This window comes from Paenimyroides marinum, from assembly GCF_900108395.1.
Lineage (GTDB): Bacteria > Bacteroidota > Bacteroidia > Flavobacteriales > Flavobacteriaceae > Flavobacterium > Flavobacterium marinum.
The window spans coordinates 1-23773 of record NZ_FNXE01000040.1; the positions used below are offsets into that span (position 1 = coordinate 1).

At 35.4% G+C, this 23773-nt stretch carries 18 protein-coding genes and 1 riboswitch; of the genes, 17 read left to right on the top strand and 1 reads right to left on the bottom strand.

Annotated elements, in window-relative coordinates; translation table 11 throughout:
• The first annotated feature begins 199 nt into the window (after window positions 1-199).
• From BLW20_RS11865 to BLW20_RS11935, 15 genes are all read left to right on the top strand, one after another.
• Entirely contained in the window at window positions 200-1015 is an 816-nt protein-coding gene (locus BLW20_RS11865; RefSeq protein ID WP_091101270.1) for an ATP-binding protein, read from the top strand.
• 282 nt (window positions 1016-1297) lie between these two features.
• A complete protein-coding gene (locus BLW20_RS11870) occupies window positions 1298-2077 on the top strand; it encodes a zinc-dependent peptidase (RefSeq protein ID WP_091101273.1) in 780 nt (259 codons plus the stop codon).
• A gap of 161 nt (window positions 2078-2238) precedes the next feature.
• A riboswitch (TPP riboswitch) is annotated at window positions 2239-2337 on the top strand.
• Window positions 2338-2357: 20 nt separating this feature from the next.
• The gene (thiS, locus tag BLW20_RS11875; protein WP_317039289.1) at window positions 2358-2603 is read left to right on the top strand and encodes a sulfur carrier protein ThiS; all 246 of its coding nucleotides are present in this window, start codon (window positions 2358-2360) and stop codon (window positions 2601-2603) included.
• Window positions 2604-2627: 24 nt separating this feature from the next.
• Window positions 2628-4439, top strand: a complete 1812-nt coding sequence (thiC, locus tag BLW20_RS11880; protein ID WP_091101278.1) for a phosphomethylpyrimidine synthase ThiC — start codon at window positions 2628-2630, stop codon at window positions 4437-4439.
• Window positions 4436-5023, top strand: a complete 588-nt coding sequence (locus tag BLW20_RS11885; protein ID WP_091101281.1) for a thiamine phosphate synthase — start codon at window positions 4436-4438, stop codon at window positions 5021-5023. The genes thiC and BLW20_RS11885 overlap by 4 nt, the downstream gene beginning before the upstream one ends.
• Window positions 4996-5742: a hydroxymethylpyrimidine/phosphomethylpyrimidine kinase gene (locus tag BLW20_RS11890; protein WP_091101284.1), complete on the top strand. Its 747-nt coding sequence runs from the start codon at window positions 4996-4998 to the stop codon at window positions 5740-5742. The genes BLW20_RS11885 and BLW20_RS11890 overlap by 28 nt, the downstream gene beginning before the upstream one ends.
• A gap of 3 nt (window positions 5743-5745) precedes the next feature.
• Window positions 5746-6360, top strand: coding sequence for a thiamine phosphate synthase (locus tag BLW20_RS11895; RefSeq protein ID WP_091101288.1), 615 nt, complete (start codon window positions 5746-5748; stop codon window positions 6358-6360).
• Window positions 6357-7133 carry a thiazole synthase gene (locus BLW20_RS11900; RefSeq protein WP_091101291.1) on the top strand — a complete coding sequence of 259 codons (777 nt, stop codon included), beginning with the start codon at window positions 6357-6359 and terminating at the stop codon, window positions 7131-7133. The genes BLW20_RS11895 and BLW20_RS11900 overlap by 4 nt, the downstream gene beginning before the upstream one ends.
• Before the next feature lie 98 nt (window positions 7134-7231).
• A complete protein-coding gene (thiH, locus tag BLW20_RS11905) occupies window positions 7232-8350 on the top strand; it encodes a 2-iminoacetate synthase ThiH (protein ID WP_091101295.1) in 1119 nt (372 codons plus the stop codon).
• A 10-nt stretch (window positions 8351-8360) separates the two neighbouring features.
• Entirely contained in the window at window positions 8361-9071 is a 711-nt protein-coding gene (locus BLW20_RS11910) for a HesA/MoeB/ThiF family protein (RefSeq protein ID WP_091101328.1), read from the top strand.
• A gap of 278 nt (window positions 9072-9349) precedes the next feature.
• Window positions 9350-10135: a DUF3050 domain-containing protein gene (locus BLW20_RS11915; protein ID WP_091101299.1), complete on the top strand. Its 786-nt coding sequence runs from the start codon at window positions 9350-9352 to the stop codon at window positions 10133-10135.
• Window positions 10136-10635: 500 nt separating this feature from the next.
• The gene (locus tag BLW20_RS11920) at window positions 10636-11223 is read left to right on the top strand and encodes a hypothetical protein (RefSeq protein ID WP_091101302.1); all 588 of its coding nucleotides are present in this window, start codon (window positions 10636-10638) and stop codon (window positions 11221-11223) included.
• Between the two features lie 300 nt (window positions 11224-11523).
• A complete protein-coding gene (locus BLW20_RS11925; protein WP_177165087.1) occupies window positions 11524-16551 on the top strand; it encodes a translocation/assembly module TamB domain-containing protein in 5028 nt (1675 codons plus the stop codon).
• Window positions 16523-18856, top strand: coding sequence for a translocation and assembly module lipoprotein TamL (gene tamL, locus BLW20_RS11930; RefSeq protein WP_091101332.1), 2334 nt, complete (start codon window positions 16523-16525; stop codon window positions 18854-18856). Before BLW20_RS11925 ends, tamL begins: the two co-directional genes overlap by 29 nt.
• Before the next feature lie 107 nt (window positions 18857-18963).
• The gene (locus tag BLW20_RS11935; protein ID WP_091101309.1) at window positions 18964-20385 is read left to right on the top strand and encodes a sigma-54-dependent transcriptional regulator; all 1422 of its coding nucleotides are present in this window, start codon (window positions 18964-18966) and stop codon (window positions 20383-20385) included.
• Between the two features lie 60 nt (window positions 20386-20445).
• Here the strand turns inward: BLW20_RS11935 and htpG are convergent, their stop codons facing one another.
• A complete protein-coding gene (htpG, locus tag BLW20_RS11940; protein ID WP_091101314.1) occupies window positions 20446-22296 on the bottom strand; it encodes a molecular chaperone HtpG in 1851 nt (616 codons plus the stop codon).
• 153 nt (window positions 22297-22449) lie between these two features.
• On the opposite strand from htpG, the gene BLW20_RS11945 reads away from it, so the two are divergent.
• Both BLW20_RS11945 and BLW20_RS11950 read left to right on the top strand, forming a co-directional pair.
• Window positions 22450-22908 (top strand): lipocalin family protein, encoded by a 459-nt coding sequence (locus BLW20_RS11945; RefSeq protein WP_091101316.1) that lies wholly within the window; start codon window positions 22450-22452, stop codon window positions 22906-22908.
• A 21-nt stretch (window positions 22909-22929) separates the two neighbouring features.
• The gene (locus BLW20_RS11950; protein ID WP_091101319.1) at window positions 22930-23628 is read left to right on the top strand and encodes a YiaD family glycine zipper/OmpA-like lipoprotein; all 699 of its coding nucleotides are present in this window, start codon (window positions 22930-22932) and stop codon (window positions 23626-23628) included.
• The last annotated feature ends 145 nt before the right edge of the window (window positions 23629-23773 follow it).

Below are 23773 nucleotides of genomic sequence, written 5' to 3' on the forward strand. Positions count from 1 at the left end.
TATGCTTGTAGACAAGCATATCAAATTTATCTTTTGGAATAAAATTGATGATTTGTTTGAAAATCGGCTGACCGACTAATTTCTTTTCTGTATCTTTATTGCTCATATTTTTGATTTGTCGTAAAACCAAAATATGAAAAAAGGAGCTAACCACAATGGGAAGCTCCTTAATTTTGAAAAGTTAGTCGGTTAGTAGTGTTTGGAAATATATAATTCTAATGCTGATTTATCCCGCAGAGCCGTAACATATAACTTGCAAGGACTTTCGTTTCGGGAGTTTCTCAATTTTGAAAATGATTTGAACCTGGAACCTGTTATATTAGAAGAAATTCTCCGAAATCATCAGGATATTTCCGGTAGTATTGTTGCTCAAATCAAGATATTGCCCGAATTTAAAAAATATTTAGAGTATGGTTATTATCCGTTTTATAAAGAAGGGCTGAAAGTCTATCCGATAAGATTGCAAAATGTAGTGAATACCATTTTGGAAAACGACTTGCCCGCAGTAGAAAACATCGAATATAATACCGTTTATAAAATCAAAAAAATGCTGATGATTATTGCTTCTTTAGTTCCTTTTTCGCCTAATATTGCCAAATTGAGTGCAGAAATTGAAACCAACAGAGCCAATACCGTTCGCTATCTTGATTATTTACAAAAGGCAGGATTGACCATCAATCTTTTATCTTCCAAAAAAGGAATAAGCCTGATGAATAAACCCGATAAAGTCTATCTCGACAATACGAATTTACAATACGCTTTGTCACTGTCCGGAGTAAATGAAGGAAATCTCAGAGAAACATTTTTTGCCAATCAAATCAAAGCCCTGCATCATTTGCGTACATCGCAACAAGGCGATTTTGTGGTCAATGACAAATATACTTTTGAGGTTGGGGGAGTAAACAAACGTTTTGACCAGATAAAAAATATTAAAGACAGTTTTGTAGTAACAGACAATACCGAAACAGGCTTTGGCAATAGAATCCCGTTGTGGCTCTTTGGATTGATGTATTGACAATTTTACGGACATAGTCACGAATAAAGAAAGAGGAGTATCCTCAAAATAAAAAAAGCGACCGATGAACTTCGGTCGTTTTTTTATGAACGGTTTAGAAAATGTCCGGGAGCTATCGCAATAGCTGTTCATTTGTCATTATTGCGACAAATAAGTAAAATAATTTTAAAGATAAAACAAAACAAGCTTTTTAGGTAGTATTTCACAAACTGTTCTTTTAGCCATTTCAAAGCAATTGTATTTTTATTTACCACAGTTTTTTAGTATCTTGATCAAAAAAATATGTTTTTCATTGGTCCCCGACTGTTTTATGACCGCTATCATTTAAATGCACCGAAAGGGAATTTTCAATTAAAACTGGCTCCCGAACAGATAATTTATCAGTTTGCGGATGCTATTGCAAAGGTTTTCCCTCTTTTTAACCAGCTGCCTCATAAGTTTAAGCTTAATTTTAGCAATCGGATTTTAAATTTTCTAAAACAGTATGCGTTTGTAGCTAAAGAAAATGTATCCTTGACCAATGCGCATAAAGTCACAATTGCAGCAAGTTATGTAAAGCTTACCTTGGGCTATAAGCATTATTTAATCAACACTTTTGATAAAATTCTGGTGTACCCCACCGCACAGTATTTTCCGCATTTAGATGAAACCCATACCGGACATTTTAATCCAGGAATGAAAGCTGTTATGCTGGCGTTAGATGAATTTGAACACGATATTTATTATAATCAGGATGGAAAAGATCTGGCGTTGCATGAATTTACCCATGCTTTGAGTTTTGAAATGTTGCAGACTGATGCCAGACATCCCGATGCCGGTCGTTTTAGAAAAGGATTCCGTTTGATTCTTGAATGGATGCAGGTTCCCCAGCATAAGGCAAAGATCCGTCAGATGGATTTTTTACGTGCTTATGCGTTCACTGACCGGTTGGAGTTGGTTTCGGTTTTAATGGAATTGTTTTTTGAAAAAGAAGCCGTTTTTAAAGAACACTTTCCTGATTTGTTCGTGTATGTAGGCGGTATGATTAAACATCCAAAAGTTCAGTCACTTGGATTTAAGTGACTAATAATTTAATTTTTACAGATTTTGAATAATTTTTATGCTTGTTTTGAGTAATGAAAAAAATCTGTGCATCTGTGGGCATTCTATAATGTATTACGGGTAATTAGTTAATTAAATCTAATGAAACTTCTGGTAGATTTATAAAAAAAATCTATATTTGCATAGAACTTTAGGGGTGTCTGTTCACAAAACAGGCTGAGATTTTACCCTTTGAACCTGATCTGGATCATACCAGCGTAGGGAAAAGTGCAATGACTTTGCTGTACATTCTATTTGTACAATGATGGGCATTCCTAAAGTGTATTTAAAAATTTTAGGAATGGAGCTCACAATCAATCACACACTCAGAACTTTTGATGTACTTCCCGAAACACTGGAAGCATTACTTGCTATTGAAATACCCCACAAACGCAAAGGTATTGCCATGGCACTCAACAATCGCATTATTCCGCAGTCTTTCTGGGCGGAAACATTTCTCAGCAACAAAGATTCAATTTTAATTATCACTGCTACTCAGGGCGGTTAATTTTCATAAAAAAACAATCATTATATGGCTCAAAAGATCACCCGTTCGCCGTTTCCGAACTCAAAAAAAATCTATGTTGAAGGGAAAATTCACCCAATCAATGTAGCGATGCGGGAAATAGAACTAAGTCCGACAAAATTATCCAACGGAACTTTAGAACATAATCCACCCGTTACAGTGTACGATACATCGGGTCCTTACACAGACGAAAATTCTGAAATTAATATCGAAAAAGGGCTGCCAAGAATCCGTGAACAATGGATTTTAGATAGAAACGATGTGGAAATTCTTGACGGAATAACCTCAGAATACGGAAAAGCCCGTCTTGCCGATTCAAAACTGGATGAATTACGTTTTTCTTACAATCACAAACCAAAAGTGGCGAAAGAAGGTCAGGAAGTGACCCAGTTATACTATGCAAAGCAGGGAATCATCACGCCTGAAATGGAATATATTGCCATCCGGGAAAATCAACGAATCGAGCAGTTAGATTCTGTTTCAAAGGATATGGCTTTTCAACATCAGGGAAACAGTTTCGGAGCAAGAACTCCGAAAAACAAAATCACCCCCGAATTTGTAAGAGACGAAATTGCAGCAGGGAGAGCAATCATTCCGAACAACATCAATCACCCTGAAAGTGAGCCGATGATTATCGGGCGAAACTTTTTGGTTAAAATTAATGCCAATATTGGAAACAGTGCGGTTTCATCGAGCATTGAAGAAGAGGTAGAAAAAGCAGTCTGGGCTTGCCGATGGGGAGCAGACACGATCATGGACTTATCAACCGGAAAAAATATCCACGAAACCAGAGAATGGATTATCAGAAACAGTCCGGTTCCCATTGGTACCGTTCCCATTTATCAGGCGTTGGAAAAAGTAAAGGGAGTTGCAGAAGATCTTACCTGGGAAATTTTCAAAGATACGTTGATCGAGCAGGCAGAACAAGGAGTTTCCTATTTTACGATTCACGCGGGAGTTTTGTTGAGGTACATTCATTTGACAGCAAAACGTGTGACGGGAATTGTTTCCAGAGGAGGTTCTATCATGGCAAAATGGTGCCTGTACCATCACAAAGAAAACTTTTTGTACACGCATTTTGAGGAAATCTGCGAAATCATGAAAAAATATGATGTGGCTTTTTCTTTAGGAGACGGTCTTCGTCCGGGCTCAATTGCCGATGCGAATGACGAAGCACAGTTTGCAGAGCTGGAAACGTTAGGTGAACTGACAAAAATTGCCTGGAAACACAACGTTCAGGTAATGATTGAAGGGCCGGGACACGTGCCGATGCACATGATTAAAGAAAATATGGACAAGCAATTGGAAGAATGCCATGAAGCGCCTTTTTATACTTTGGGGCCATTGACCACGGATATTGCACCAGGTTATGATCACATTACTTCTGGAATTGGTGCCGCAATGATTGGCTGGTTCGGTTGTGCCATGTTGTGTTATGTAACGCCGAAAGAACATTTAGGGTTACCTAATAAAGAAGATGTAAAAGTAGGGGTTATTACCTACAAACTGGCTGCTCATGCGGCAGACTTGGCGAAAGGGCATCCGGGAGCACAATACAGGGATAATGCTTTAAGTAAAGCCAGATTTGAATTCCGTTGGGAAGATCAGTTCAATCTTTCGCTTGATCCGGAAACAGCACGATCGTATCACGATGAAACACTTCCGGCAGACGGAGCAAAGATTGCACATTTTTGTTCGATGTGCGGACCAAAATTCTGTTCTATGAAAATCACACAGGAAATCCGTGAATCCGCCGAAAAAGGAATGTTCGACAAATCGCAGGAATTCATTGAAAAAGGCAAAGAAATTTATATATGATCATCGTAATCACTCCGGAAGAAATTGTTCCAAACGAAACTGAAATTATCAATGAACTATTTCAGGAAGGATTGGATTTGCTCCATATCAGAAAACCATTCATTAATTCAGAAGAATTGGCAAATTTTATTCAAAAAATAGATTCTGAATTTCATCATCAATTGGTTTTACACAGTCATTACGATTTGGCTAAAGATTTCGACATCTCAAGATTTCATTTCAAAGAAGCTGACAGACAAAATAATTTGTTTAAATCTTTTACAGATCAAATAATTTCTACCTCTGTTCATAACATTGAAACTTTCAATGAATTAAATGAAGAATGGGAATATGCTTTTATTAGTCCGGCTTTTCCAAGTATTTCCAAAAAAGGATACGGAGAAAATTCAACGGTGTTAACTGATATAAAAAAACGAAACAATTCAAATATAAAACTGATTGCTCTGGGAGGAATTAATGAAAAAAATATCAACGAAATTTTCGAAAGTGAAATAGACGGGGTGGCTTTATCAGGCGCAATTTGGGAAAGTAATGAACCTTTAAACGTTTTCAAAAAATGCAGACAGAACGTCCTTTCGCAATAAGCATTGCCGGCTATGATCCCAGCGGAGGAGCAGGTTTGTTGGCAGATATTAAAACTATGGAGCAATTAAAGGTTCAGGGATTGGGAGTTTGTACGGCAATGACTTTGCAAACAGAATCTATGTGTTTGAGTCTGGAATGGCAGTCTTTAAATATAATTCTGTCAACAATTGATGTCTTAATGAAAAAGTATCCTGTTGAAGTGGTGAAAATAGGCGTGGTGAAAGATGCAGCATTTTTAACCGAAATTGTAAAAACGATTAAATCTATTAATCCGACAGCAAAAATAATTTGGGATCCGGTATTGAAAAGCACTTCTGAGTTTTCTTTTTTTGATCTGAACACAATTTCTGAGTTGAAAAATGTTTTAAAACAAGTTGATTTAATCACTCCAAACTACAATGAATACAAGGTTTTACAAGAAGCTCAGCTTTTTGAAAAATCAGAAAATTCTTGTTCGGTATTGATAAAAGGAGGACATCGGGAAGACAAAATCGGAACAGATATTTTAATTGAAAAAGGAAGAGAAATCTCAATTCAGCCAACTGACGAAACTTCTGTCTATTATCCGAAACACGGTTCTGGTTGTGTGCTTTCCTCTGCGATTGCAAGTTATTTAGTGAAAGGAGAAAATGTAGAAAATGCTTGCCGGAACGGAAAATTATACATTGAAAAATTTTTAACAAGTAATCCTGCTTTACTGGGGTTTCATTCAGATTAAATAATGGAAAAATTACAATACATATCTCAGGGATTTACCATAGAAGATCAGGAGTTAAACATTCGAAAAGCCCTTGAGAACGGAATAAAATGGATTCAGGTTCGCTGGAAAAATGCTCCTGAAAATGAATTCATCAAACTTTGCGAAATTTCAAAAAAATTATGTGCAGACCATAAAACGGTTTGTATCATTAACGATCATGTTCAGATTGCAAAAGATATTGATGCCGATGGCGTTCACTTAGGATTAAAAGATACTTCTATTGAAACTGCACGAAATATTTTAGGCGAAAATAAAATCATTGGTGGCACGGCGAACACCATTTCGGATGTTCTTCAACGAATGAAAGAGCCTTGTGATTATATAGGTTTGGGTCCATTACGGTTTACTGCGACCAAAGAACAATTAAGTCCGATTTTAGGTTTTGAAGGATATGAAAAAATCATTCAAAATTTAAAAGGAAAATCATTAGAAATTCCGAAAATATTTGCCATTGGCGGAGTGGTTGTGAATGATATTGAGTTATTACAGCAAATCGGAATTTACGGAGTGGCAGTTTCAGGACAAATTACGAATCAGCCTTCTATGATCAACGAATTTAAAACAGCAATGCAATGAGAAATCAACCATTAATAATAGCAGACAGAACCTTTGAATCAAGACTGTTTTTAGGAACAGGAAAATTCGGAAATCTTTTAGAAATGACCGATTCCATCATCGCTTCGGGAAGTGAAATGGTGACGATGGCGTTAAAAAGAATCGATTCTCAATCTTCAGAAGATGATTTATTGAATGCTTTAAAACCCACAAAATCTCACCTTTTACCGAACACTTCAGGAGCACGAACAGCCAAAGAAGCAGTTTTAGCGGCACAATTGGCAAGAGAAGCTTTGGAAACCAATTGGATAAAACTGGAAATTCACCCCGACCCGAAATATTTGCTGCCCGACCCTATTGAAACGCTTTACGCCACAGAAGAACTGGCAAAATTAGGATTTATCGTAATGCCATATATTCATGCCGATCCGGTTTTGTGCAAACGTCTGGAAGATGCCGGAACAGCAGTGGTAATGCCTTTGGGAGCACCGATTGGAACAAATAAAGGATTAAGAACTGTTGATTTTTTAGAAATAATTATCAGCCAGAGTAACGTTCCTGTTGTGGTCGATGCCGGAATTGGAGCTCCTTCCGATGCTGCAAAAGCAATGGAAATGGGTGCTGATGCAGTTTTGGTAAATACAGCGATTGCGGTTGCAGGAAATCCTGTTGAAATGGCACGGGCTTTTAAAAAAGGTGTAATTGCCGGCAGAAGAGCTTTTGAAGCAGGTTTGGGAGCAATTGGAAATCATGCGAAAGCATCAAGTCCGCTGACTTCTTTCTTGTTTGATTAACCTTATTTTATGAAATCGCCATTGACGCATTTTACAAACAAAGACTAATTGTAGATAAGGCGATTCCATATAACGTTTAAAACAATAAATACCCATACATGAAAAGCTTTAAAGATTTTTTTGAAAAATATCAATGGGATGAGATAAAGGCAAAACTTGAAAAAGTTACTTTATCTGATGTAGAAAACAGTCTTCAGAAAAAGAATAAAACAATAGAAGATTTTCTGAATTTTCTTTCACCTGTTGCCGCTCAAAAGCTTGAGTTGATGGCGAAAATGACACAACAGCTTACCCAAAAACGTTTCGGAAAAACCATTCAGTTGTATGCGCCGTTGTATTTGAGCAATGAATGTCAGAATATCTGTACTTACTGCGGTTTTAGTTTGGATAATGCCATTAGAAGAAAAACGCTGACTGATACAGAATTGATGATTGAAGCTACGGTTTTGAAATCAATGGGAGTGAACCATGTGTTGCTGGTAAGTGGTGAAGCCAATAAAACAGTCGGAATAGATTATTTTTTGAATGCCGTTCGTTTGCTAAAACCCTATTTTGCAAATATTTCAATTGAAGTCCAGCCCTTATCAGAAGAAGAATATCAACAGCTTCACAATGCGGGAGTAAATGCTGTTTTGGTGTATCAGGAAACCTACCATCAGGAAGTATATAAAGAATATCATCCGAAAGGAAAGAAATCAAATTTCAATTTTCGTTTGGAAACACCTGACAGAATCGGGCAGGCAGGAATTCATAAAATGGGTTTGGGTATTTTACTGGGTTTGGAAGACTGGCGAGTGGATAGTTTTTTCAACGCTCTTCATATCGATTACCTTCAAAAACAATATTGGAAAAGCAGGTATTCGGTTTCGTTTCCAAGGCTTCGACCTGCCGAAGGAATTATTGAACCCAATTTTATCATGTCTGACAGAGATTTACTGCAGTTAATCTGTGCTTACAGAATCTGGAATGAAGATCTGGAAATTTCTGTTTCAACCCGGGAAAATGAAACATTCCGAAACAATATTATTTCATTAGGAGCAACGGCAATGAGTGCCGCTTCTAAAACAAATCCGGGCGGTTATGCAGTAGATAAAGCATCTTTGGAACAATTTGAAACCAGTGATGAAAGAAGTATGGAAGAAATTAAAAATATTATTAAAAAAGCAGGTTACGACCCCGTGATGAAAGATTGGGATGCTGTTTACAATGGATTTTAAATTACGACTCATGAATAACGACGACATATTTAAAAGATACAGCCGGCAGATTTTTATTGAAGAAATCAGTTTGGCAGGTCAGCGAAAAATCATGAATGCTAAAGTACTGGTGATTGGAGCCGGAGGTTTAGGAAGTCCTGTAATTCAGTATTTAGCAGCAGCCGGAGTAGGAACGTTAGGCGTTGCTGATTTTGATGAGGTTGAACTGCATAATTTGAACAGACAGACCATTCATAACGAAAATTCGCTTGGGATTTCTAAAGTAAAAAGTGCAGAAGAATTTGTAAAAAATCTGAATCATCAGGTTCAATTCATTTCCATTGAACAAAAAATAGATGCGTTAAATGCCAAAGAACTAATTTCTCAATTTGATGTCGTCGTGGATGGCTCTGATAATTTTAAGACAAGGTATTTAGTTAATGATGTTTGTGTAAAACTTGGAAAACCTCTGGTTTACGGCAGCATTCTTGGTTTTTCCGGGCAGGTTGCGATTTTTAATTATAATGGAAGTAAAAATTTAAGAGCTATTTTTCCGGAACCTCCTTTTGATGAAGATCTTCCCGATTGCGACAGACTTGGAGTACTGGGTCCGTTACCGGGAATTGTGGGAAGTATGATGGCAAATTTAGTTTTGAAAATCATTACAGATTTGCCAATGCGATTAAACCAGCTGACTTTGATCGATACGTGGAACTGGAAATTTCAAACAATTGATTTCTGAATACGTAACAATAATCTTTCTTTTGTTATAAGACTAACTGTTTTATAAACTGGATGCGATAAAAGGGTAGCGGACAACTGGTTAAATTCTATGGTAGTTGCATAAAACTTGCACCAATTATTTTTAATGTGTCGTCCAATCGTTTACAAACTCTAAAATAACGAAACGTTACAATGTGTATTTTTCTGGAGAAACGCCTTGTCCAATGATTAATTAAACAGAATGCCTTTTTTTACGATTTACAAACTATCTTTGAAAAAATATAAGACAGTTTAAAAATGAAATCAATAGCGTATATCAACACTTCTATTCAACCATTAAAAAATGAATTGATAAACCACTCCTTATACCAGAAAATTCAAACAGTAAACGATCTTAAACTATTTATGCAGGGTCATGTGTACGCGGTGTGGGATTTTATGTCATTATTAAAAGCTTTACAAACGCAGCTTACCTGTACAACAAGTCCGTGGTTTGCATCGCCCAACCCAAACGTAAGGTATTTGATTAATGAAATTGTTTTGGCAGAAGAGTCAGATATTGCTATGGACGGCACAAGGTTAAGTCATTTTGAAATGTATCTGAAAGCTATGGCAAAAAGCGGAACAAGTACCAAATTAATAGAGGATTTTATCGCATCGGTAGTAGAAACAGATGTGTTTACCGCTATAGAAAACAGTGCGTTACATCAAAACATAAAAGACTTTTTACGTTTTACTTTTCAGGTCATTGAAAATGGTAAAGCACATGAAATTGCAGCAGCGTTCACCTTTGGACGAGAAGATCTTATTCCGGCAATGTTCACCGAAATATTAAAAGGGTTGAACGAAAAATTTCCCGATACAGATTTGTCCGAGCTTGTTTATTACTTTGAAAGACACATTGAATTAGATGCCGACGAACACGGACCAATGGCATTTGAAATGATTTCTTATTTATGTGATGACGATCCTTTAAAATGGAATGAGGTTTTATTGGTTGCCCAAAATGCATTAAAGCAGCGGGTTAAATTGTGGCATGCCATAGAAGCGTTAATCGATCAACAAAAAGATACAGAAGCATAAGGAAATTACGAATTGTTTGGCTTTAAAAATGGTAAATAGAAATATCACTCAATAACTCATAAGGCATAGTATATGGTGATAATGTTATTTGTTGTTTTATGACAGTAATCAGTCCGGATTAATATATTTGATGATACTACTTTAATTGTAAAAAGGTTTTTTTACAACATAGAACCTGTACTATTTAAATTTACGGGATGGAATTAATTTTTATACTTTGATAAAGAAATACTAAAAAAAAATATTTAAAACTTGGTTAATGATGGTTTTTTTGTTTAACTTTAATAAAAAATTATGTTAAAAACAATTCGTTATGTTATAATTTAGATATAGGTAAGAAACTTGAAGGTATTATATTAATATTATTTTCAGTCATTAACCTGAAATCAATCTTTTATTGTTTAAATAGAAGTAATAACATTGACAGTGTTTAGGAAATGTTGTTCCTGACTTAATCTTAATTGAAAGCTTAATCACTTTAATTAAATAAAAAAATTAGTATGAAAAAGTTATTTTTTAGTGTCGTTTTATTAGCAGGTGTTTCAACTGCAAACGCACAAATTCAGGAAGGAAACTGGATGGTAGGAGGAAACCTTTTTGGAGCCGAGTTCGGTCTTAATGAAGGTGCCGGTTATAATTTTCAAATTCAGCCTAAAGCAGCTTATTTTATTAAAGATAATATAGCTGTCGGAGGTTATGTTAATCTGGGATTTAGTGGTGCTGATGGCGCACCAACTACCTTTATTTATAATGTAGGGGCATTGGGTAGGTATTACCTTTCTCCGGGTGAAAAAGGAGTAGATAATTTACTAAAACATGGAAGGTGGTTTTTAGAGGCAAACGCAGGAATTGGAGGAACTTCAATCTCAAAAGGAGGAGCTTCATCCAATGGTTTGAATTTTGGATTTGCTCCTGGTTATGCATATTTCTTGGCGCAGAATGTTGCGTTAGAAGGTTTGGTTAAATATGATGCTAATGCCGGTTTTGGGAACATAGGCTATACACATAGGATTAGTTTGGGCTTAGGTTTTCAAATTTATTTTCCAAGTTCTAAAGCAAAAGAAAGGCTTGAAGAAGAAAAACGCTAATCATTAAATTTTAAAGAGCTGTCTGTTAATTTTTGTTTTTACAGATAGCTTTTTTATCTGGATGAAATCTATTTGGTATGAATTTAAAAACAATTAAAAGATTATTGCAATAATAACAACTAAAAATAAAATTTAAACAAAGAAAGCTCTGCAAATGCGGAGTTTTTTTATAATCTCTACAGGCTGATTGTGTTTTAAATAGTTCGGCAACAAACATTTTCAATATCTTAATAATTAGTCATAAAACACTTTTAAATCCCATTAATTATCAATAGTTTTGTTAGTAAAGAGAAAAAAAAATTGAAAAAGAAAATTCTGAAAGTAATTAAATACCTTTTAATTACTATAGCTTGTTTGTTAATTATAGTTCTGGCAGCAATTTTTTCGTTGCGGTTTCCTGCTGTTCAAAACTTTGTCAAAGACAAGCTAATTACTTATTTACAAAAAAAAATAACAACAAACGTTTCTCTTGAGCGTGTTTACGTGCATTTTCCTAATAAAATTGAAATAGAAAAGCTTTATTTACAAGGGCAGGATGTAGATACACTGTTGTATGTCAATAACCTGAATGTGGGGTTAAACTTGCCTAAATTATTGAATAACACCGCACAGTTTACGTCGATTGATTTGGAAGGTTTAACCGCCAACGTAGCAAAACGTACCGACAGTACTTTTAATTTCGATTACATCATTGATGCTTTTGCGACCGATGAAGAGGATACCGATGAATCAAAGCCTTTTGTGATTGATTTGGATAAAATCCGTTTGCAAAATCTAAATGTTACCTACAAAGACGCCACCAGCAAAAATGATATTGCTTTAAAACTGACCGATTTAAAAACCATTGTTAAAACATTTGATTTAGAAACCAATAATTATGCAGTAGATTATATTGATGCTAAAGGATTTAAATTGATTTTTAATCAGGGTTTGTTAGAAGAAGTCGCTGAAAATGTAGAAGAAACGGTAGATTCACTTTCACAGAACAGCCCGTTGCAAATAGCCATTAATAGCTTAGATCTGCAGGATTTTGATGTATTGTATAATGATGAAAATTCGGCTACCCGTGCAAAAGTGGTATTTGACGAACTTACTGCCAAAGTAAAAAAGATTAATTTACCCGATTCGGACTTTGATATTAAGAAACTAACCTTTAAAAATGCATTTGTAGATGTGTTGTTAATGCCCGATTCAGAAGCGGCACAAGCTGTTAATACCGCAGAAACCGATAGCCTGTCAACTAATGAAAATCCGTTGAAAGTGTTGTTGCAAACCGCCGATTTACAAAATGTAAATGTTGTTTTTAATAACGGTGCGGGTACCAATACCACAAAAGGTTTTAATGCCAATCATTTAAACATTCAACAACTTTCAGGCACATTCAATGATTTAGCGGTAAAAGGCAGCGAGATTTCAGGTGAAGTCAAAAAAGCGATGTTTACTGAAACCAGCGGATTTGTATTGGAAGAATTATCTGCCAAATTCAAATACGGCGAAACCGAAACCCTGCTTCAAGATTTGTATTTAAAAACTCCTAACACGTTGTTGCAGCGTAATTTAAAATTGCAGTACACAAGTATTGATGAATTGTCGGCAAACTTAGGCAATGTAGCAGTTGAAGCAGATTTACCTGATACCGAAATAGGTTTTAAAGATATTTTATGGTTAACTCCCGATTTAAAAAATACCATTCCGTTTAACAAATATCCTAATGCGGTTTTAAGTTTATCTGCCAATGTTAAAGGTAAGGTGAACGATTTGCTGGTGCAGGAATTTAAACTTTCGGGCATTGGCAACTTAAAGGTAAATGCTGCGGGAACCATTAAAAATGCTTTGGATACCGATCATTTATGGTTAAATTTAAAAATAAACGATTTAACTGCTAACAAACAGCTTATTACCGGTTTAGCGCCTAAAAATACCATCCCTGAAACTATTGAAGTGCCGCAAAATTTATCCTTGTCAGGAAAAATTAAGGGAGGATTACAGGATATGTATGTCGATTTGGGCTTACAATCCACCTTTGGAAACGCAAGATTAGCAGGAACGTTCAATCAAAAAGTTAAAAATGCCGAGCGTTATGATTTAAATGCAACATTAGCGGCTTTTAATGTGGGCAAGCTTATTAAGAATGAGCAAATAGGTACTGTAACAGCCAATGCCAAAGTAAAAGGTACCGGGTTTAATTTCGAAAAAAATAATGCAACCGTAGATGCTTTTGTTACTCAGGCGGTGTATAATAATTATACGTACACCGGCATTGCTTTAAAAGGAGATTTAAATAACGGCAATTATAATGTAACTTTAAATTCTGACGACGAAAATGCCAAACTCAATATCGTAGCAAGTGGAGTGTACAATGCCGAAAATCCTACTGTTAAAACCGAAGGCACCATTTTTAAGGTAGATTTAAACAAACTGGGCTTTTATGAAACACCCATGGCACTGGCAGGTAAGCTAAATGCAGACTTTTCTTCTGTAAATCCCGATGCGTTAAACGGCGAATTACTATTGCAAGATTTTGTGTTGTCTGATGGCGAAGAAATGTATCCGGTAAGCGAAATAAGCTTAAATGCCGTGAGCAATGACACCATTAACAGCATCAATTTAAATTCACAAATAGTCGATGCGTCTATTACCGGAAAGTACAAGCTCACAGAAATCAGTACGTCGTTGCTAAATACCATCAACCAATATTATCATTTTCAGAAAGAAACGGTAGAAGCAGACATTAGTCCGTCGCAGTATTTTGATTTCAGAGGGAAAATTAAAAACGATGATCTGATACGTAAATTTGTACCCGAATTGAAATCGTTTCAAACCATTAACCTGTACGGAGCGTACAATGCCGATACCCGAAAAATTACGGTTTATGGTAGCCTGCCGCAGTTAGAATATGCCGCGTATCAACTAAATAACATCAAACTTTCGGTGGGTAATGATGAAGAACAACTGAATTATTCGTTAACTTTAAATCAGTTAGACAGCGAGCAATTTCGTTTGGCGAATATTGTTTTAGAAGGATTCATTGCAAATGATGTTATTGATTACAACTTACTGGTTAAAAACGAACAGGGTGAAGCACAGTATAAAATTGCCGGAAACGTTGCCACAGCTAATGGTTTAATTGATTTAACGTTGAAACAAGACGGTTTGGTGCTTAATTATGACGAATGGACGGTAGCACCTGATAATAAACTAATTATTCATCCAACGGGTATTGTGGCTCAAAATTTACAGTTAAGCAATAACAACAGTTCAATTCTTGTAAATTCAGAAAACGATACGCCGTCCTCCCCCTTAAACATTGCGTTTAAAGATTTTGAAATAGCGTCATTAACCGAAATCATTCGTAAAGATTCACTTCTTGCCGAAGGAACCATTAATGGCGAAGCACAGCTAAAAGATTTAACAACCGATTTGCTTTTAACAGCCAATTTAAACATAAAAGATTTAAAGGTATTTGGTAGCGAAATTGGAACCATAGATGCCAAAGTGGCTAATGAAACAGCCGGTTTATACGATGCCGATGTTAAACTAAGCGGTTTTGATAACAATCTTTCTTTAGTAGGAAGTTACAATACTGCCCAAAGTAGTTTTACTGCCGATATTGCTATAAATGCCTTACAAATGACAAGTATTCAAGGTTTTTCTATGGGTCAGTTAGAAGAAGCAAAAGGATACATTTCAGGAAAATTAAAAGTTTCAGGAACTACCGAAGTGCCTTCTATCATAGGAAATTTAAAATTTAACAATGCCGGTTTTGGTATTACACAGTTAAACAGCACCTTTACAGATATAAACGATGAAATAAACTTTACCCAACGCGGTATCGAATTCAATCGTTTTAAAATCAATGATACCGATCAAAACGCATTAACGCTGAACGGAGCGGTGCTTACAAAAACATATAAGGATTTTGATTTTGATATGAATATTTCTGCACGCAATTTCAAAGTAGTTAATTCTACCAAAACCGAAAATCAGATAATGTATGGAACCATGGCAATTAATGCCGCTATTGGCATTAAAGGAAATTTAGATTTGCCAAAAATTGACGGATCCATAACCGTAACCGATAAAACCGATTTTACATTTGTGCTGCCACAGTCAAGTCCGGCATTGCAGGAGCGTGAAGGAATTATTGAGTTTGTTGACCAGGATCAATTGGCATTAGAAGATACTTTAAAAGATCCCTCAAAAGAATTAGAAGAAAGCATAAAAGGTTTAGATGCCAATCTGAATATTGAAATAGACAAAGACGCTAAACTTTCGATAATTATCGATAAAACAAATGGCGATTTCATCAAACTTCAGGGCGAAGCAGAGCTAACCGGTGGTATCGATCCATCGGGAAAAACCACACTGGTAGGTAGATACGAAGTAAATCAGGGAGCTTATGAAATGTCGGTAAGTTTACTGAAAAGGAAATTTGAAATTCAGGAAGGCAGCACCATTACCTGGACGGGCGAGCCAATGACTGCCGATGTAGATATTACCGCTATCTACAAAACCAAAGCCGCACCGCTTGATCTGGTACAGCAACAGGTAGAAGGTGACGAAGACATGAACCTTTACAAACAGCGCATACCGTTTAACACCTTATTAAAGATGTCGGGCGAACTGTTAAAACCAATCATTACGTTTGATATTGAAATTGATGGAAACAATCCGGGCGTTTCATCAGATGTTACTTCAATGATCGATTCAAAATTAACGCAGTTGCGTACCGAGCCTTCTGAGATGAACAAACAGGTTTTTACTTTGTTGTTACTGAATCGTTTTATTGGTGAAAACCCATTTGAAAGCAGTACCGGAATGACCGCAGAAAGTGTAGCTCGCCAAAGTGTAAGCCGTATGCTGTCAGAACAGTTGAACAATCTGGCTGCCGATTTAATTGAGGGGGTTGAACTGAATTTTGATTTAGAATCAACCGATGATTATTCAACCGGAACCCGTGAGAACCGAACAGATTTAAATGTGCAAGTATCTAAAACACTTCTAAATGATCGGCTAAAAATCACCGTCGGCAGTAATTTTGGCTTGGAAGGAACCGAGCGTGAAAATGAAAAAACGACCAATATTGCCGGAAATTTTGAAGCAGAATATATGTTATCTCGCGATGGCAGATATGTTTTAAGAGCCTATCGGAAAGATGAATACCAACTGGCGTTACAAGGTCAAATTATTGAAACCGGTGTTGGTTTTGTAATTACCCTTGATTATAATGAATTTAAAGAATTATGGCGACGCAGAAAACGTAACCGCGAATTTAGAAGAACACAAAGAAATATACAAAATGAGCAAACTACCACAACAACTAAATAAAGCATTTTTTGCCGTTGCAGCACTGTTTTTGGTAAGTTGCAGCAATACAAAATTTGTTCCCCAAGGAGATTATTTATACACGGGTGCATCGGTTAAAATTATGGATGACTCTTTATCAAAAACCCAAAGAAACACCCTTAAAAAAGAATTAGAAGAAACGTTGACGCCCAAACCAAATGCAACTTTTTTGGGATTGCGCCCCAAATTGTATATTTATAATATAACCAGCGAACCTAAAAAAGAAAAAGGGTTTAAGTACTGGTTAAAATATAAAGTGGGCGAAAAACCGGTGTATTTATCCGATGTGGATATTCCGTTTAATTTAGATCTTATTGAAAATACGGGAGAAAACAGAGGATATTTTAATATAAGTGCCAGTTTTGATACCCTTCCAAAAAACAAAAAGGTAAAAATAGATTACAATGTTTCGCCTCGAACGCAATACGTGATCAATCAGGTTACTTTTCCGGTCGATTCTTCTGTTTTGGCAAAAGAGATCAATAAAATCACCAATAAAACATTGTTAAAAGCAAATGCGCCTTTTAATTTAGATGTCATTAAGAAAGAACGGGAACGTATTGATGTTACGTTAAAAGAAAACGGTTTTTATTATTTTGATCCTAATAATCTGATTATTCAGGTTGACAGTACCGAAATAAAACACAAAGTAAACCTGAATGTAAAAGCAAAAGAAAACACACCTGAGCTGGCACGCCATCAGTTTACCATTGATAAAGTCTATATTTTTTCTGATTACAACCTGCGTAATTCGCGCCGAAGCAGAAGTCTGATCCGGTCAGGCAACGATACCATTTTGTGGAAAGACAATGTATACATCATCGATCCCAAAGAAAAATTCAGACCACAGATTTACGATCGGGCATTGTATTTCAAATCGGGCGATTTATACAACAGAACCAACCACAATCTAACGTTAAGCAGATTGGTTAATTTAGGAACGTTTAAATTTGTAAAAAATCAGTTTGTTTTAACCGATTCTACTGCCAATAAATTTGATGTATATTATTTTTTAACACCGCACGATTTTAAATCATTGCGTTTGGAAACCTTAGGCAAATCAAATTCGGCAAGTTATGTAGGCGGAGAAGTGAATTTAAACTGGCGTCACCGCAATTTTTTAAAAGGTGCAGAACTTTTTTCGGCAACGCTTTACACCGCAATTGATTTTCAGATTGGCGGTAGCAAAGATGCAAACAATATTTATCGTGTGGGTAGCAAGGTCAGTTTAACATGGCCAAGAATCATTGCACCTTTCAGGTTTCATTCATCAAGTGCTTTTGTTCCTAAAACCAAAGTAGAACTGGGATACGAGTATCAAAAGCGTACACAGTTATACACCTTGCATAACTTTAATGCATCATTTGGGTATTTATGGAAAGAAAACGCATTGAAGGAACACGATTTAAAGATTCTGGAGGTCACTTATGTAACCCCCGAAACCATCAGTGATAAGTATAAAGCCGATATGAATGATCCAAACAATAAAAGTGCAGAAGCTCAGCGTAGAGTTGTTGAAAAACAACTAATCTTCGGTCCGGTTTATTCGTACGTTTACACAAATACCATGCTGCCTAAAAAGCATACGTTTTATTATAAAGGATTATTAGATTTGTCTGCTAATTTAACTGGATTAATTTCAGGTGCAAATGCAGAAAACGGCAAAGAAAAAACAATATTGGGCGTTCCTTACAGTCAGTACCTAAAAACCGAACACGATTTTAGATATTACCTAAAACTGGACGATAAATCAGAGCTTGCCACCCGTTTTATAGGTGGCGTTGCGTATCCTTACGGAAATTCAATCCACATGCCTTTTTCTAAACAATTTTTTGTTGGCGGAAGCAACAGTATCCGTGCATTCAGAGCAAGAACTTTAGGACCAGGAAGCTATGACCCGCGGGCAGAAGAAAATATCAGTTATTTTTACGATCAGGCTGGCGATATCAAGTTAGAAGCAAATATTGAATACCGTAGAAAATTGGTAAGTTTTTTAAATTTAGGCCTATTTGTTGATGCCGGAAATGTTTGGCTTTTCAATAAAGAAGAAAACAGACCGGGAGGAGTAATAAGTAAAGATTTTCTTTCAGAAATTGCTGTAGGGGCGGGAATCGGATTCCGGTTCGATTTTAGTATTCTTATCTTGCGTACCGATCTGGCAATTCCGTTACGTATCCCTTATTATGAAAAAGGGGAACGATGGAGTTTCAATGAAATCGACTTTTCAAGCAAACAGTGGCGAAAAGACAATTTAATGTTAAACATTGCCATAGGTTATCCGTTTTAATTAAAGGCTGTTTATTTAGCATATAAAAATAAAATAAGGTATTTGGTAATTAAATATTTTGTAACTTTCCGATTCCTTAAAAACATTATAATACAGAAGCAAGTAAAATGAAGAAAATATTAATAATAGAAGACGATGTTTCTTTCTGCTTGATGATAAAAACATTTCTTACTAAAAAAGGGTTTGAAGTGTATAAAGCGTTTTCGTTTAAAGAAGCTGCAGCTATTTTAAATGAAGAAAAAATTGACCTTGTTTTAACCGATGTACGTTTACCTGATAGTGACGGAATCGAGATTTTGAAATTTATTAAAGATATAAACCCTGCCATACAAGTTATTTTAATGACAGGCTATACTGATATAAAAACCGCTGTAAATGTTATGAAAATGGGAGCGTTTGATTATGTGGCAAAACCCATTAATTCAGACGAAATAGTGCATACCATCAATAAAGCGTTAGCAGAAGGCGGTAAAACATCAACAGTTGTCAATTATAAAAAAGAGACTGAGAAAAAAGAATCATCATCTGAAATCAACGAGGCTTCCAAAGAGGAGTTCATCACAGGAAAAAGTGAGAAATCTAAAGAACTGAATAACTTTATAAGTGTTGTTGCACCAACCAATATTTCCGTTTTAATTATAGGTGATAGCGGAACCGGTAAGGAAAACATTGCTTATTCCATTCATAAATTAAGCAAGCGTGCAAACATGCCTTATATAGCTGTTGATTGTGGTGCCATTCCTAAAGATTTGGCTGCCAGTGAATTTTTTGGTCACGTAAAAGGATCGTTTACAGGTGCAACAACTGATAAAATTGGACATTTTGAAGCTGCAAACGGAGGTACTATTTTTTTAGATGAGGTAGGAAATTTAACGTACGATGTACAGGTACAATTATTACGTGCCTTACAGGAACGCAAAGTAAAACCCGTGGGAAGCAGTAAAGAAATAGATGTTGATATACGTATTATTGCTGCTACAAACGAAGATCTTCAAAAAGCAGTACGAGAAGGCGAGTTCAGAGAAGATCTGTATCATAGACTGAACGAATTTTCTATTCAGGCACCTCGCTTAAACGAAAGAGGAAAAGACATATTGGAATTTGCCCGTTTTTTTATTGCCCAATCAAACGAAGAATTAGAGCGAAATGTACAAGGATTGTCTGATGAAGTTACCGAAGTGTTCTTAAGTTATGAATGGCCGGGAAACTTGCGTGAGATGCGTAATATAATTAAACGTGCGGTATTGCTAACTCAAACAGATCTTATAGAAAAGAATGTGTTGCCTGCAGAGATTTTTCAGCAAAATGTTTTAAAGAATAATGATACCGTGAACGGCTCTCAAAATGCATTTTCAAACGATGTTTTTCAACTGGAAGATTTAAAATTATATTCTTCAAAAAACGAAGAACAATTAATTCGCATTGCTCTTGAAAAAGCTAAATACAACAAAACAAAAGCAGCACAAATACTGGGAATAGACAGAAAAACACTGTATAACAAATTAAAAAATTACGATATAGAGCTGTAAAATGATTTAAAAATAAAGCAAAAAATCCCGAAATAATTTATTTCGGGATTTTTTAGATTGTTATTTTATATTCTCAAAACTGCGTTTTACAAAAGCTGTTAATTCTTCGCCTTTTAATAGCCCTTGAGAAAGTTTTGCTAAATCTAAAGCTTGTTTAATTAAACTGCTTTTTGTTTGGTCATTGCTTTCATTTAAAATTTTTGAAGCAACCTCAGAATTGGTGTTGACAATTAAATTATAGCTGTCGGGGAAATTTCCAAACATCGTATTTCCGCCCATTGCCTGCATTTCTTTCATACGACGCATAAATTCGGGCTGCGTAATAATAAAAGGTTCGGCTGCGCTGTCTAAAGCTTCGGTTTGAACGGTATAGCTGTTATTGGCAATTGTTTTTTCAATTACTTCTTTTAATTGTGTGGTTTCTGTCTCGCTTAATTTTGATACAATATTTTCGTCTTTCTTGATTAAGTTATCAATTGAATCTGCATCAACACGAGAAAAAGTTACATCCTGATTATCCATTTCTAACTTTTGAATCAAGTGTGATACTATAGGCGAATCTAACAACAAAACTTCGTATCCTTTAGCTTTGGCATTTGCAATATAACTGTGCTGTGCATCTTTGTTTGAAGCGTACAGTAAAACAATTTTTCCGTCTTTATCGGTTTGGTTTAACTTTGTTTTCTCTTTTAGTTCTTCAAACGTGTAAAAAGTATTGTCAACTGTTGGATATAGTGCAAAATCTTTGGCTTTTTCGTAGAATTTATCCTCACTTAACATCCCGTATTCCAACACAATTTTAATATCGTTCCACTTTTCTTCAAACGCCACACGGTCTTCGTTGAATAACGATTTTAGTTTATCGGCTACTTTTCGGGTGATGTAATTTGAAATCTTTTTCACATTTCCATCAGCCTGAAGGTACGAACGGGAAACGTTTAACGGAATGTCGGGCGAATCAATTACACCTTTCAGCATGGTTAAAAATTCAGGAACAATACCTTCTACGTTATCGGTTACAAAAACCTGATTCTGATATAGCTGGATTTTATCTTTCTGAATATTTAAATCGCCAGTTAATTTGGGGAAATATAAAATTCCTGTTAAATTAAACGGGTGATCAACATTTAAATGAATGTGGAACAACGGATCTTCGAACTGCATGGGATACAATTCTCGGTAAAATTTTTTGTAATCGTCGTTGTTTAAATCACTTGGTTTTTTAGTCCATGCCGGATTTGGGTTGTTTACAATATTGTCAACTTCAATTTCGTTTTCGCCTTCTTTTTCTTTTTTTGTTCCAAATTTAATGGGAACAGGCATAAACTTGTTGTATTTTGTCAACAACTCGCTGATTTTATAATCTTCTAAAAATTCTGTAGAATCATCGGCTATGTGCAAAATAATCTCCGTGCCACGATCTGATTTGTTGGCAGGTTCTAATGTAAATTCCGGAGATCCGTCACAAGTCCAGTGCACAGCCGGCTCGTCTTTATAAGATTTTGTAATGATTTCAACTTTATTGGCAACCATAAATGCAGAATAAAATCCTAAACCAAAATGACCAATAATTCCGGAATCTTTTGCAGAATCTTTATATTTTTCTAAAAATTCTTCAGCACCCGAAAAAGCTACCTGATTAATATATTTTTCAACTTCTTTACCGGTCATACCTATACCTTGGTCTATAATGTGAAGCGTTTTCTTTTCTTTATCGATCTTAACTTCAATTTTGGGATTTCCGTATTCAACCGAAGCTTCACCAATAGATGTCAAGTGTTTTAATTTTAATGTTGCATCGGTAGCATTACTGATTAATTCACGTAAAAAGATCTCGTGATCGCTGTACAAAAACTTTTTAATAAGTGGAAAAATGTTTTCTACTGTAACATTTATTTTACCTGATGTCATATTTTGTAATTTTAGTTTAAATTATTTCGTCTTTAAAATAGTCAAAATAAATACCACAGCTAAAAAATATGACAAAAAGACATAAAAAAAAGGTTGAAAAATTATGTTAAGGCATAAAATTTGTTAATTTTGAATTTATAAAATGTATTAATTATGAAAAAGGTCTTAGCAATAGGGATTTTATCGGTAGCTATGTTTTCGTGTAAAACAGCTACCAACACTAAAAATGATGTGCCCGCTCAAATTAAATTAAAAGGAGAATGGACATTAACCGATGTGAAATATCCATCGGGATATAAAGTAACTTCGTTTCATGTTGCAGATGCAAAATGTTTTGAAGGCAGCCAATGGAAATTTGTTTCAAACAATAATTCAGGAACAATTACTTTAAATAACGGTAGTGGCGATTGCCCACAATATAATTCTAAAATCATTTGGAATATTAAACAAGACGGAGCTTTCAATTTAAAATTAATTGGTGATGACAAGGCAAAACATGTAACCACAGGTTATAATTTAACCGCTGCAAACATTACCGATGAAACCTTTGAATTGATTGATAATTCAACAGAAGCTACCATTGTGTACTCTTTTGTAAAAAATCATAAATAATAATAGGAAATAATTTAAGTTATGAAAAAATTAAATGTATATGTATTAACAACTGCTATGTTGGCAGGTACTTTTTTAACAGGATGTTCTTCTGTTAAAAATGCAAACAATACTCAAAAAGGAGCTGTGGTTGGAGCTACGGCAGGAGCAGTTTTGGGCGGTGTTTTAGGAAATAATGTCGGTAACAAAAACAACAGTGCATTAGGTGCTGTATTAGGTGGAGTTATTGGAGGAACTGCCGGTGCTGTCATTGGAAAAAATATGGATAAACAAGCCCAAGAAATTGAAACGGCTTTACCGGGAGCTCAGGTTGAAAGAGTAGGAGAAGGTATTAAAGTGATTTTAAACGAAAATACGGTAAACTTTAATTTCGATTCTGCCGAATTAACTTCAACTGCAAAAGCAAACTTAGACAAAATTGCAAAAGTCTTTATTGATAACCCCAAAACCTTAATTACTTTATACGGTTATACCGACAGTGTGGGTAAAGATGAATACAATTTGAAATTGTCTCGCACCCGTGCAAACGCCGTAAGATCTTATTTAGGTTCCAAAGGTATTGGAGTGAAACGAATCACGGCTCAGGGAATGGGAGAGGCAGATCCAATTGCTTCTAATGATACAGATGCAGGAAGAGCTAAAAACCGTCGTGTAGAATTTGGAATAATTGCCAATCAGGATATGATTGAAGATGCAAGAAAAGAAGCTGCACGTTACTAAGACAGCAAGCAAATAATATAAAAAAAGCAATGATTAATCATTGCTTTTTTTATATTAAATAGATCAAAGATTTAAAAAAAAAATATAATAAATAAAAAATATCACTACTAAACGGGCAATCTTTCAAATAGGGCAAAATTAGTTG